We start from the raw sequence: 12,542 nt of genomic DNA, 5'->3' as shown, positions 1-12,542 counted from the left end.
CTACGAAGGCCCTGAAAAAGCTCGCCTTTTCTCCTCAAAACACTTTAACGAAATGGCTAAGTTTTTACCGATTCCTGGAACTGCTCTTTCACCTTACTGGTGCCTCTTCCTCTATTCCTGATTGTCGGCAGACATAAGAAAGGGGGCCGGAGCCCCCTCTTCGACTTCGTGGATCCGGATTTACCTCGGGATCGCTGTGATGCGGAGATCGATCATGTCGACGCGGGTGGAGTTCGCCCGACGGACCATCGCCATTGCATGGCCGGATCCAGTCTGAAGATCGCTCTGCCGGATCTTTGGCTGGAACTTGTCCATGACCGTTGCACCCTCAAAGCCATTCTGGCCTTCCTGCATGTAGGTCTGGACACCACGCTTCTTGCCCAATGCCTTCCGCAAGGCAGCCTTGGGAGCGCGCATGATGCGTCCACCCCAGCCGTCTTCGACCTGGTCTGTGACAGGGACGAACATCGAAGGGATGATACCGTCGAGGGTTTCCATCTCCGCCAGCTCACTGTCATTGCCGATCAGCATCTCGCGAGCGCCTTGCGTCGAGTAGAACCGCGGATCCGGCTGCCATGCCCACGGCAACTGGCCGGAGGTCTTTTCGGCCCACTTGATGGTCTCTTCCTCGTCGTTTTCCAAGATGATCTTGGTGTTCATCTGGGACAGGAAGTTCGCCGTCGCGGTATCGCCCATCTTGAGGCGAAGAGCCGAAATGTTCTGGGTTGCACAGATCAAATACAGGCCAGTTTGACGGTTTTTGTTCCACGCCTCGACGTCGCTTTGCTCTCCGACGGTCGTGCAGAGCATCTGGAACTCGTCCGCAAATAGGGCGCAGCTCGACTGAGCGCAGACTTCCTTGCCCTCCTTTTCAAGGCGGCGAGCCGCGAGGAGCATCAGGCGCGTCTTGAGCCACGTCGCGATCAGCTTGCCGACTACGCCCAGCTCGGACGAGGATCCAATGGCGATCATGATGATACCGCCCCGCAGCGCGTGATCGACATCGATCGCCTGTTCCGTTGCACCAGCGCAGAACCGCTCGACTACAGTGCGCGAGGCGCGGAGCTTGCCGAGAACGGCCGACACGTTGCCCACGATACCGTCACGCTGTCCGGGAGACATGATGAGGAACGTGTTCTGGAACCACTCGGCGGCTTCAATGCACTGCCTGAAGGCAGCCTTGAGAGCCTTGTCGTCACCGTCCTGAATCGGTCCCGACATCTCCTTTCCGACCTTGTAGAACAACTCAACGGCCTTCTTTGAGAAGTTTGGCTGGGTGGCGATGAGATAGACCGTCAACAGCGAGTACGGACGCACCTTTGCAATCGACTTCCATTCCTGAACAGCGACAGGATGACGCTCAAGAATGTACGCGAGCTGCGCCGAGTAGCAGATGCAGTCCGAGGCCGACACCTTCCAGAAGGGATCCTTGGCAGCAGCGCCGGGGCCAGAAATCTGACTGTCGACAGCCTCGAACATGGCGGCAACTTCCAGCGGCGACATGCCATGGATCAGGTCGATGCCATACTGTCCTTCCTCCGTGCCGATGACAAACACCTCTTCCTTGCGGTGCTCGACCAACGGAAGCAGATCGCGCCACAAGGTCGCTTTGCCGTCCGTTACATAGGCGCCGGACTTGTGGTTGCCCCATACGTTCGCCATCAGGGCCTTGAACATCGGGATGAAGACAAGCGAGGTCTTGCCGGAACCAGTTTTGCCCGAGATATACGTCCCCTGCCGGACGCTCTCAGCATCCACGCACATGAGCTGACCAGGCAGAGGCGCACGGTTGTCGCCGCGAGCATCTGTGATACCGAGGGCTACGCCAATCCCGAACAGGGGCTGGTCAGCGATCCGGAGTGCCTCTGCGATGGTCCCCTTATACGCCTCATAGTCTTTGATGCGCTCCGCCACGTGCTCCTTCCAGAAGTGCTGCGTGTCAGACGACGGAAAGCGATAGGGCATGGACCCTTTTCGCCACATGCGATCCATAAGGCTGGAAAATGCCCACCACCAGACCACCGGGAAGAGGAGTAGAAGAGGGAGGAGCATTGCGGCGGATGAGCTGATCGCCCCAAGAAGACCCGCCAGACGCTCGATGGTTGTCAGGACGAACCACGCGACGACAGGCAGCCATGCGTCATTGGTAGCCGCCCATGTCGGATAGGGAGTGCGACCGTCGAACGCGACGTTGAAGGACTGGATCGACATCAGGGCGATGCACAAGCTGAGGATGCCAGTGATCTTGACGGCCTTCACGCCCGATTTGATCAGCGTATCCGCCACGATTTCGTCGGTGAACCTGGCTTTGGCCAACTCGGCAGGCATGTCGCCATTGAGCAGACGCCCATCCCACGTAATTCGGCGCCGAAGATCCTCAGGGATGTCCATCCACATCGTCTGATACTGCTCGGGGGGGTACTTGCTGCGGCCATACTCGACGAGATCGCCCCGAAGCAGCGGATCCTCGCTCGACGCGAACACGCGGTCGCCCCAGCGCAGGGCCTTGATAGCGAGATTGGTGATGAGCTTCTTCATCGGATTACTCCTTCGTCTCGGCAACTGCCGCGGTCGGCTTGAGGGTGTTGAGAACCTTCGCAGCGTACTGATTGATAGGGCGGCTCGGGGTGGTCGCGTTCTGGCATCCGCTCGCCGCATCAAACGGCCCAAGGAAGGCGGCGCAGTCACGCGGTGCGATGACCGAGATCGACCACTGACCTTCGACATGGGCTACGATTGTCACCGGATCCCTGCCCTCAGGAATGACGACGATACCGTTGGGCAGCTCCTTGGAGTTGTCGCGGATCGCCTTTTCAGGGCGCGTGATCATGGGAGCCGGGTTCAGCTTCGTCACCTCTTCCCAGCTCGCAGCGTCATTTCCGTGGTTGGCCAGATCCGTTTGAACGGCCTTAATCAAGGCATTCAGTTTCGTCACCGAGAGACCGCCATTCGGGGCATGTTCCCCCAGCCAGCGATATTCCGGCCCGGAGCGCAGCCCTCCGCCGAGATCAAAGTAGGTGTCGCGGTCGTAGGTCAACATGGAAGCGATCGCGCTCATGCCGCCGGGGCCAGAGCCAGACATGGCACCAGCAAGCGAGCCGAGAATTACAGTGCCGACGACAACAAAACCCACGTACGCGGCAGCCACCCAAAGGACCGCCCTACTCTCGCTGGATTTGGCACTTTTCAGGATGTGCTTTCCACACCAAAGGATAAGACCAATAACGATAGCGATCTTGAGACCAAAGCCGATCCAAGCGGCCCACCCATTCGGATACCGCTCGGCGTATGCGGCAAACAGCCAGAGGCCGAAGCCGATCACTGCAGGCCCTGCAACAAACGTCCACGGATCCTCACTTAGCAGGCTCTGCCCGTTGGCCATAAAAAGAGCGACGAGAACGACGAGACCCAGCGCTCCCCAGAACATCAGATTTGCGTAGGGGCCAAATGACGCGCCTGGAAAGCTGCGAACGATCAGCAAGAATGAAAGCATTGCCAGCAGGATAGACGGCCAGAATACCTTCTCCGAAATCGCAAATATCCGTTCCAAATGAACATGGCCTTTGGTCGCCACATGGGCGATATCCCAATTGGCATCGATCCGGTCAGCGGCCGGGGTCGGAAGCGGCGGCACCTTCTCCTCGAGGATAGGCTGGAGCGGCAGCTTGCGCTTGGCGGCGGGAGCCGTGATTTCGGATGCCGTCGAAACTTCAGTGATTTCGCCAGTCTCGGGGTCGATGCGCTCGACCTTGGCGACGTCCGTGACATGCTGGTTCATTTCGTGCCTTCGATTTCTGCGAGAAAGGCGGCCTCATGCTGCTCGATCAGTTTTCGGATGACTTCACTGACCGAGGCCGTTGGCATGTCGCCACGCATCATGCGAGCGGCTGCAACCTTTTTCAGGAGACGGCTTTGATCCTCGGTCAGAAGTAAGCTGGTTGTGGTTAGCCTCGTGGATGGCATTGGTTGATTGCCCCATTGCGTCATTACCCTAAGAGCCCATTATCCCCGAGCCCAGGGTTTTGAGATCGATGGCCCACTTTTGCGATCGTGAGGTTTTCAGGTGGTAAACTGTGCAACCTAACCATGATTCAAAATGAACCATTGGTTACCAACGCCCCTGCCCTGCCGCCCCTGTCGCGATAGCTCCGGAGTGCGGCATCCCTCCGGACAGTCCGTACGACAGTCCATGCGACACCCCTTCCCTCTTCGCCTCTATTCCGGCTATGGAAGCCCGAATCCTCAATGAGGAAATTAAGATAAGGGCTGCCGCTGCGGCCGATGTCATAGGGACGGTCCCAGAGACAGTCCGAGGGATGGAGACGATATGATAACGATGGAAACCGCACAGCGGTGGGTGGCAGAGATCCAAGCCGATCCGCGAATGGCGAGCTGGCTAGCTGAAGCCGACAAGGCTTATGAGCTGCAGATCGCGCCCACCAAGGCCGTCGAGTGGTTTTCTCAAGTTCGCGATGGCAAGGCGCAGATCGGCATGGCCGAGACCGAGCGCCCCCTCCCCTCCTTCGCACACGAGATTCTCCATGTGTGTCTGTCGGCGCGCGGGTATCGCCATGTCGTCGAGATCGCGAACATGGATGAACATAAGCGAAATGTCCTGCAGGCCATCGTCACGGCCCTAGACAACGAGCTGCAGCACCACCGAATGTTCGATGAGTTCGTCGCGGCTGGGTTCGACGGCGGCGATTTCTATCACGACGGCGACGACGCCTCGCATACGGACATCCGGAAGGAGATCGATGGGCTGTCCCCTAAGGATCATCCGACGGCAGCCTTCTTTGTCTATCTCACCCTGTTGGCACCAGGTGGAGGCTGGCCCGAGGGCGAGCGTGAGAACCTGACCCACCTCCTCGAAAGCAAGGTGTCGGCCGACACATGGACGAAGCTGCAGAAGATCGCTGCGCTTATCGACGGGTGGAAGCATCAGGCCGACCTCGATCCGACGAAAACCGTGGCCGCCATTATCGACACGCTGGGCGATCTCGAAAACACGTTCATCGGAGAGCCGGGAGCATATCCGGTCGGAGCTTTCATCCCCAAGGGGCTGACGCAGACCGATTTCGAGGCTGCAGCCAAGGCCGCATATGAGGCTCAACATGGTAAACAGTGATTAACCATGTCCGGGTACAGTCGTAGGGACGATACCGGAGACAGTCCCTATGACAATCGAGAGCCTGACATACAAGGAACTGGCCGACCGCCTCGGCTGCAAGCTCGAGTCCGCAAGGAAGATGGTGCAGCGGAAGCGCTGGCCGCGGACAACCGGGAACGATGGCACGGTCAGGATCCAAGTGCCGATGGAAGAGCTGCCGTCCCGAGACAAGTCCGAGGACAAGCCGGAAGAGAGACTGGTCCCGGAGATCCTCCTCAAGGCGCTCGAGGTTCAGATCGACGGCCTCAAGGAAATCGTCGAGGCCGAACGCAAGCGTGCCGACACCGAAGCCCTCCGCGCAGACGCCGAAAGCAAGCGAGCAGACGCCGAGAACGGCCGAGCCACTGCTGAGGGCAAACGAGCTGATGCGGCCGAGATCGACCGTGACGCTTGGCGAGATCTATTCCACGCCAGCCAGAAGGCCAGCAATGACGATGTGAAGCCGCCGGCGGAAACCAAACCGGGTTTCCTCAAGAGGATGTTCGGCTGATCGCAGTCCATGGACAGTCCTAAGGACGATCCGTAAGACTGTCGCGGGGCAGTACAGGGGCAGGGGCATGTTCAAGAGATTCGGAATCTACGTCGCCATCGCGGCGGCATGGGGTGCGGCATATGCGGCAAAGGAGATTTTCGGGATCTCCGACATCTGGACGACCATTGGCGTGATCGCCGTTATCGGGGTCGTGATCCTTATGCAGATCGAGGGCCGCCTGCAGAAGCTCGAAGAGCGGGTCATTCACAAGGACTATTCAGGCATCCGCGCCCAGCTCGAGGGGGAGCGACATGTCCCGAGACACCAGCAGCCGGAAAGCCTCGCTGCAGGCGGTGCGATTACATCCTGGATCCGGCCGGAGCATCAGACGCTCTTCGAAGACTTCAGGTGGTTCGCAGCATCGCTCAACAACCACCTTCCGGATCCGTGGGCTATCGAGGAGCTGCCGAAGACAGATGCCCGAGGCTACGACAGTCCGGACATCGGCCGGATGTATCGGGTTTTTTACAATGCCTGCGAGGTCGGCCGCTTTCAGGTGACGCTCGGGGCAGGGATGCTTCTGTCGCAGGACAAGTCCCCGGACACGAGGTCAGCGTGCCTCGAACTCGAACTCAACTATCTGCGGTTTATCAGATACAGCGACGCTCGCGGCCTGCTGTACGAGCTGGCGCTGATGATCGGGGACTTCGACCGGGACAATGGCGACGCATGTCGCGCCAAGGCTCAGGCACTGGCTGCTGATGCCCTTGGAGGGTATCTGTGGGAAGCAGTCCGAAATCCTGATCTCGACCCCATGTTCGATTTCCGCGTTGAAGGATCCTATTACCTCCTGCGCGATCAGAACGAACACTGGATCAAGCATGGTCACGACCCGATGGCAAACGGCGGCGACAGGGAGAGGGACTGATGACGTACTGGACCGACAAGGGCGTGAAGCCGGGATCCGAACTCGATCAGCACCTTGAAACGATCAAGGCGGAAAAGAAGAAGCGCGAGCGCGACAACATGATCAATACGATCATCGCCTCGCTGGTCGGGGCAGGGCTGGCATACTGGGCATGGCAGACGATCGCGCACGCTGCTTTCGGCTTCAGCCTGTTCTTCACTGTAACGGCGGTCGGCAACCGCATTTCGTTCGAGCTCTTCCAGCTCCGGGCGCAGCAGAAGGCCACCGACATCATGAGCCGTGAGGGGCTGTAGTCCTTGGACAGTCGTGGACTAGAGGGAGAAGGGGCTACTCCTGATACCAGCCGCGATGCTGCTCGATCCGGTAGAAGCCATCCCAGCCCTGCTCCACGAGCTTTGCCTTCTTGGCGGCTGACCGCGCATATCGCAGAGCCGCCTTCTCGAAGATCGGGTCCGACCTCGAGACATCGAAAACGCATTCCGTCTCGTCGGACACCTTCAGCTCGTCGAGCATGGCAACCGTCTGATCGAGCTTCCGGGGTTTCCGGAAGGTGTCGTGATCGGCCACGAGTGACCGTATGAGGGCGGCCGCCTCGTCCGGAGGGCAATCGAACAGCTCGCCCCAGAACCAGCGCCCTTGCCTCCACAGGTGGATTTGCGCGCACTTCTCGATCTGATGGGCGTCTTCCATGAGGAAGAGGTGACGGATGTCGTAGGGCAGGGGAAGCGAGTATCGGCTGGCATCGATCGCCGTAAGCCGCTTCAGCGGATCACGTGCCACCCCGATCTTGATGCGGTCGGGCTTCGAGGCGGATTCGATCACGTAGAGATACGTCGGCTCGATCTCGATGATGCTGTTGCCCCAGCCTGTCACGAAGTCGGGGAGGGCGGTCGTTTCCTGTGGCATCGCAGCTCTATGTCCATGGACTATCCGTACGACTGTCATAGGAATCGTCCCAGTACAAGAAAACCCGCTCGCGGCGGGTTCTCCTTTGTTGATCGATAGGGCAGGGCAGGGGCTACATGCTCCTTCCCTGCTGTGCGCGGCGCCGACGTTCCTCCTCGGCCGCCGCCTGAGCTGCTGCCACCTCGACTCCGGTGTCTTGCTGAGGGGCAGGCTCCGGCTTTGCTTCCGGCTCCCGCTGCTGCACCGTTTCCGTGGTGCGGCGCTCGTCCTTCTGCTCCTCCGGCTGCATGTCCTTGGACTTGTCCTGCGACACCGCCATGTCGGCTTCCTGTCTCTGCCTCTCGACGGCATGCACCATTGAGGCAGATACGCGCTCCTGGATCTCGACACCCGGATTGCCCTCACGGATCGCAATCCTCATCTGAGCGGCAGCCTGGTCAATCATGACAGCTTCCTTCTGCTCATAATTGACGGTGCCTTCAGGGACGAAGTTCCACTTGATGTCCGGATGCTGCTCGGCCGCCTGCTTCAGGATGATCGACTGCTCTTTGGTCAGCTTGCGATCGACGCCCAGATCGGCAACCAGCAGCGCGGCATTCTCAGGAGATCCATCCTTCTCGTAGGCCTGCAGGACTTCGACAGCGTGCTGGCCGGAGTAGAAGACAGAAGGAGCCTTTTCGTTGCCCATGCGGATCATGCCCCCACGGCTGTCGAGGCTTTCGACCTTGCGGAAGGGCAGGGAGGTCGAAGGATCGATCTCGTCACCGTACCGGGCAAACCCGGTCATGAAGTTGTCGCGGTCGCGCAGCGCGAAGATCACGCCGCCAGCATTCCGGCCGTCGATGCCCTTCTGCTCGAGGTGCATGTCCTGTTGGAACGCGAACTGGGTCTCCGGAGAGACGCCCTGTCGACGAAGGTAGCCATTGTTGCCGGGAACCGTTTCCGTCCAGACAGCGTCGATCTGCTCCCGGGTGCGGGTAGCTTCCATCTCCTTCTGCACCTGCTCCGCCCAGTCCTTGGCGACCTCAGGATGACGCGCCGTGATCTCCGCATTCGGGTTGCCCTCGCGGATCGACTGGAACGCCTTCTCCTGGATCACGTCCGCAGGCTTGATCCCACGATCGTTCACCTTGTCGTTCTGGCCCGCCCAGACCCACGCGGCTTCCGGATGCTTCTTCGCCAGAGCGTAGTAGTCGGCCTGCTCGTTGTCGCCCATGTTGCCAAGCGTGGCGGTGACCATCGCCTTTTCAGGATGACCGTCGCGCTGATAAAGGGCGGCGACATCGAGAGCAGCTTCACCAGCATAGATGACCTTCGGATCTACCATCTCGCCAGCGCGCCACAGATGCTTCTCGCTGTCCTTGGCGGCGAAACCGAAGCTGGCTCCATCGGTAATCGGTGTCGGTGGCCCCTTGCGGCCGAGGCCCGTCAGGTTGCCGAGATGGTCTGTCATGGGGAACATGATCCCACCCGGGTTCTGAGCAGCCTGAGGACCGCGGCCTTCCGGCTCATTGTGGAACCAGCCGAGCTTCTGCTGAGTGAACTCGGTGATGCCGCGCTTCATGGCATAGACCGACTTGCCGACGGTCGATGACTGCAGCCATCCCTTCATCTGCTGGAACTTCGACGGCTCCGCCTTGGCTGTCGCCTCGCGCTCAGCCAGCAACCGCTCATGGCGCTGGATCCGGGTTTCCTCGACCTTCGTCTCCTTGGAGTAGGAAGAACGAGACAGCTCCTTGTCTCGCAGGTTCAGCTCATCGCGCAGGGTATCGCAGGCGGATTTGAAGTCGCCGCCGTCGCGCCAAATGACGAAATGCCGGATGTCACCCTTGGCGGATCCATCACGCATGAAGAAGCCCCAGTTGCCGTCCTTTGACTGAGAGACGACACATCCCTGACCTTTACCGAAGGAAAGGGTGTATTCCGTTCCGCCAGCAAATCTCCCAGTGGCATTGCGGCCTATCTCTGGGTTTTTCATGTCCTTCGAATAGCTCGCGCCGTTCCTCAGCATGTAATCGCGGAGATCGTGCTTCACCATCTCATCGGATTCATCCTGCAAGCGCTGCTTGAACTCAGCCTGTGCCTGAATACGAGCAGCGGCGGCCTTCTGAGTGCCTGGCATCGGACGGTTCGGCTTGGGCACCGATCTACGATCGGAACTGGTGGCGCGCTCCTGCATCTTATGGGCAAGCTGCTCGCCGACGCTCTTGGATTCCGTCTGGGTTACCACCTTGGCACCGAACTGGCCGAGACCACGGACACGGCTACGAGCAACCGCAGGAGTAGCCTGCGCTTCAACCTTGGTTTCAGCCTTAGTCTTCGTCTCGTTTTCTTCCTTTGAAACCATCTGGGTATTTTCCTGCGTTTTTCCCTTTCGAAACGCTACTTTGTCGGCCTGATAGTCACTAACGTTTTTCTTCGCCTCGTCCTCGCTCATCTCCTTGATGAGTTCCTTGAGGATCTCGCCATCCGTGATCTCGGCTTCTGGATCCTTGTCATCCTCCTTGGTGGCGGCACACTTGTTCATCTGAACGTCCATGCCGGAGCGAGACGAGATCTTATCCACGATCCGGCTGGCATCGCAAATCAGCTCGAAGCCGAGACGCTGACGGGTCATGCCGACAAGCGATGTCTGGATACCCATGCCGACTGAATTGACCATCGTAGAATAGTCGCACGTCATTCCCTGCGCTGCGTAGATGGTCATGGCGTAGGCGAGGGCGATGTGCGGGATACGCTTGCCAGTTTCCTTATCGACGCTTTCTTCGTTGTACTGGTTCGTCAGCTCCGACGGCACACCCTCCCAGAGGAAGCCATTTTCAAACTCGATCTTGAGCCATGGTTCTCCTCCATCTACTCCCTGCCGCGTCTCGCGCACGGTTCCGAAGCTGTTATTAGGCAGCCTGTCGGAACCGATCTTGATGTTGTCGCCAAGGATGATCCGGTCGCCAGCCGACAGTTCGATCTCCGTCTCATACGGGTCCTGGCCTCTGGTCATGGCGCGGAGCTTGATGCTCTCCCGCTCTAGCTCGCCGCGCTCGATCTTGCCGTCACGGATACGGTCGTTGGTCTCGCGGACCTCAGCGTTCGTGCGAGCGATGATGACATGGCTTTTGCCCGGATGCTCACCAGTCACCTTGAAATGGCGAGCAACGGTGCGGTCAATCATGTCCTCATATGAAAGGGCGAGGGTGATACAACCAGCCTCATTGTAGATGTCGACGCACTTCTCGACTTCCTTGCGGACCAGTGCCTTGCTCGCATCGAGCATCCACGGCACATCCTTCTGGCGCGAGATTTCGGTCATGATGCGGTAGTCGACGACGTGCATCATTGATCGCATGGTAGCGCCGAACGGCACAGGCTGAATCTGGTCGTCGTCCCCGAGGCCACGGAAACGCGCTCCGGCAGCTTGGATTAGAGAGAGGAGCTTCTGACCATCTTCCAATCCGACCATGCCGAACTCGTCACAAAGCACGACATCGTTCGGGCCGAGTGTTGTGCGGCCGGACTGGATGTCATGGATGAAGCCGAAAACCGACCGGGTGTGTTCTGCCTCGATGTGGGCATCATTCTTCAGAACGACGGAAGCGCGGTTGGTAGGGGCAATACCAAAGACGCGACGGCCGACGGCACGCTCTCCTCTAACATAGCCTTCCATGGCGGCTGACTTGCCTGCGCCCGGAGGGCCTTTTCCGATCGCTACCTGGTCACCGCCGGAGAAGTATCGAATGATCTCCTCTTGATCGAGGTGGTATGCGAACGCTTCGCCAGTGGCAGAGGAAACAGATCCCTTTGCGATGATCGCATCGATGATTCCTTCAGGAACAGCCGATGGAGCGTTCGGGTTTTCGAGCATCTCGGCCGTCATGTTCATCAGAGAGCGTTCCAGCTCAATGATGCGCGGAGTGGAGAAAACACGCTCACGCCCATTCATGCCGATCTCGACAACCTTCTCCGACTGCTTCAGCTCGTCCAACAGACCGAGGGCTTCATCAGCGCCGCAGAACATCGACAGCTCTTCCAGGATGGCGGCATTAAGCTGACGCTCCTCAAAGGTAGCTGCGGTCTGGGTGAGGCCGCCAATAGCGCTCTGCCGGATCTCCTCCATATCGAAGCGTGGACGCTCGGCAGGCAGCTCGATACCATCGGCAGCAGCAGCCTCGACCTTCTCGGCCCACTCCTTTGCCTCTTTCTCGAACCTGAGATCAGTGGCCGACTTCATGCCTTCCAGCAGCGTGAACAGGTTATGGCCCTCAGCCTTCGCTTCCAGACCCCAGCGAACGATGAGCTGCTCCAGCTCCGGCAGCTCCGACTTGGAATTGCGGGTCGCAAGGACGATAGCCTGCTTGAGGGCCGCTGAGGCGTCGCCGCGCGTGTCGATCCCATACTGATCCTTGAGGACTTCGAGCATCTTGTTCGAACGCTTGCTGAAGTTCGTCTCAAGCGACTTCACCGAACCATCAACGGTGTAGTTGTGGCCCTCCTTGGTGACGGAGATGCCGATCTCAGCAAGGCCGCGAATAACGTCCGCGTTAAAGACGGCATTGACCGAGTGGATGTTCTTGAGCAGCCGGATGTTGTCGATCGTTCCGGTCGATCCATCAGGACGGCGGCCGGAATTATAGAAGACGTTATGGAAATGGGCCTGAGGGTCGCCCTCGCGAGACGAGAAGTGCTGCCACTGGACAGCAGAGATGTCGGCCGCAGCAGCCCGGAGATCTTCCTTCGTGTCGGGGTCACGATACCGAACCTCGAAGAAGCCCTGATCATAGATGAACTGCATGGCGCGGTTGTTCGCGGTGCGGAGGACCGTCTGGATCTTATCAGACATCTCACGAGCAAACTTGGCCTCGTTACCAGATCCAGTCGCTGCCATGGCCTCGGCCTGGCTAAGAAGAACGGACACTGCCTTCGGCGGCGCGAGCATCACGTCGTAGCCCTGCGATGTCATCCGGCGATTGTTCTGAGCGCGAACCGAAACACCAGTTACAGGATCGAGACCGTCACCATTTTTCATGATGTCGAACGTCTTCGCCGCTTCACCGTTCTTCACATTCGAGAAC

The 12,542-nt window shown here is 59.1% G+C and carries 9 protein-coding genes; 4 read left to right on the top strand and 5 right to left on the bottom strand.

Translation table 11 applies throughout. The annotated features are described in order from the left end of the window. Nucleotides 1-180 precede the first annotated feature (180 nt). From V6R85_RS23900 to V6R85_RS23890, 3 genes are read right to left on the bottom strand one after another with little or no spacing between them, the layout of a single operon-like run. Nucleotides 181-2,538, bottom strand: a complete 2,358-nt coding sequence (locus V6R85_RS23900; protein ID WP_336377238.1) for a type IV secretion system DNA-binding domain-containing protein — start codon at nt 2,536-2,538, stop codon at nt 181-183. Between the two features lie 4 nt (nt 2,539-2,542). Further along, nucleotides 2,543-3,778: a hypothetical protein gene (locus V6R85_RS23895; protein ID WP_336377237.1), complete on the bottom strand. Its 1,236-nt coding sequence runs from the start codon at nt 3,776-3,778 to the stop codon at nt 2,543-2,545. Further along, a complete protein-coding gene (locus V6R85_RS23890; RefSeq protein ID WP_336377236.1) occupies nt 3,775-3,987 on the bottom strand; it encodes a hypothetical protein in 213 nt (70 codons plus the stop codon). The genes V6R85_RS23895 and V6R85_RS23890 overlap by 4 nt, the downstream gene beginning before the upstream one ends. A gap of 340 nt (nt 3,988-4,327) precedes the next feature. On the opposite strand from V6R85_RS23890, the gene V6R85_RS23885 reads away from it, so the two are divergent. The 4 genes from V6R85_RS23885 (at nt 4,328) to V6R85_RS23870 (ending at nt 6,863) form a co-directional block, all read left to right on the top strand. Then, on the top strand, nt 4,328-5,128 hold the full coding sequence (locus V6R85_RS23885) for a hypothetical protein (RefSeq protein ID WP_336377235.1): 801 nt from the start codon (nt 4,328-4,330) through the stop codon (nt 5,126-5,128). 49 nt (nt 5,129-5,177) lie between these two features. After that, nucleotides 5,178-5,660, top strand: coding sequence for a hypothetical protein (locus V6R85_RS23880; RefSeq protein ID WP_336377234.1), 483 nt, complete (start codon nt 5,178-5,180; stop codon nt 5,658-5,660). Nucleotides 5,661-5,727: 67 nt separating this feature from the next. Continuing rightward, complete coding sequence (locus tag V6R85_RS23875) at nt 5,728-6,570, top strand: hypothetical protein (RefSeq protein WP_336377233.1); 843 nt, start codon at nt 5,728-5,730, stop codon at nt 6,568-6,570. After that, nucleotides 6,570-6,863, top strand: a complete 294-nt coding sequence (locus V6R85_RS23870; RefSeq protein WP_336377232.1) for a hypothetical protein — start codon at nt 6,570-6,572, stop codon at nt 6,861-6,863. Before V6R85_RS23875 ends, V6R85_RS23870 begins: the two co-directional genes overlap by 1 nt. A gap of 34 nt (nt 6,864-6,897) precedes the next feature. Here the strand turns inward: V6R85_RS23870 and V6R85_RS23865 are convergent, their stop codons facing one another. Together V6R85_RS23865 and mobF are read right to left on the bottom strand one after the other, a co-directional pair. Then, nucleotides 6,898-7,476, bottom strand: a complete 579-nt coding sequence (locus V6R85_RS23865; protein WP_336377231.1) for a GIY-YIG nuclease family protein — start codon at nt 7,474-7,476, stop codon at nt 6,898-6,900. Nucleotides 7,477-7,588: 112 nt separating this feature from the next. Beyond that, nucleotides 7,589-12,496 (bottom strand): MobF family relaxase, encoded by a 4,908-nt coding sequence (gene mobF / locus V6R85_RS23860; protein ID WP_336377230.1) that lies wholly within the window; start codon nt 12,494-12,496, stop codon nt 7,589-7,591. Nucleotides 12,497-12,542 lie beyond the last annotated feature (46 nt).

Origin of the sequence: Agrobacterium sp. CCNWLW32, from assembly GCF_037083425.1 — a bacterium.
Classification (GTDB): Bacteria; Pseudomonadota; Alphaproteobacteria; order Rhizobiales; family Rhizobiaceae; genus Agrobacterium; species Agrobacterium radiobacter.
Note: the sequence above shows the minus strand (reverse complement) of the source record. Positions and strands in the feature narration are given on the sequence as shown.

Bases quoted from the DNA above. Each gene is read 5' to 3' on its own strand.
- V6R85_RS23900 (WP_336377238.1), bottom strand. From the start codon at position 2,538: ATGAAGAAGCTCATCACCAATCTCGCTATCAAGGCCCTGCGCTGGGGC.
- V6R85_RS23895 (WP_336377237.1), bottom strand. From the start codon at position 3,778: ATGAACCAGCATGTCACGGACGTCGCCAAGGTCGAGCGCATCGACCCC.
- V6R85_RS23890 (WP_336377236.1), bottom strand. From the start codon at position 3,987: ATGACGCAATGGGGCAATCAACCAATGCCATCCACGAGGCTAACCACA.
- V6R85_RS23885 (WP_336377235.1), top strand. From the start codon at position 4,328: ATGATAACGATGGAAACCGCACAGCGGTGGGTGGCAGAGATCCAAGCC.
- V6R85_RS23880 (WP_336377234.1), top strand. From the start codon at position 5,178: ATGACAATCGAGAGCCTGACATACAAGGAACTGGCCGACCGCCTCGGC.
- V6R85_RS23875 (WP_336377233.1), top strand. From the start codon at position 5,728: ATGTTCAAGAGATTCGGAATCTACGTCGCCATCGCGGCGGCATGGGGT.
- V6R85_RS23870 (WP_336377232.1), top strand. From the start codon at position 6,570: ATGACGTACTGGACCGACAAGGGCGTGAAGCCGGGATCCGAACTCGAT.
- V6R85_RS23865 (WP_336377231.1), bottom strand. From the start codon at position 7,476: ATGCCACAGGAAACGACCGCCCTCCCCGACTTCGTGACAGGCTGGGGC.
- mobF (WP_336377230.1), bottom strand. From the start codon at position 12,496: ATGAAAAATGGTGACGGTCTCGATCCTGTAACTGGTGTTTCGGTTCGC.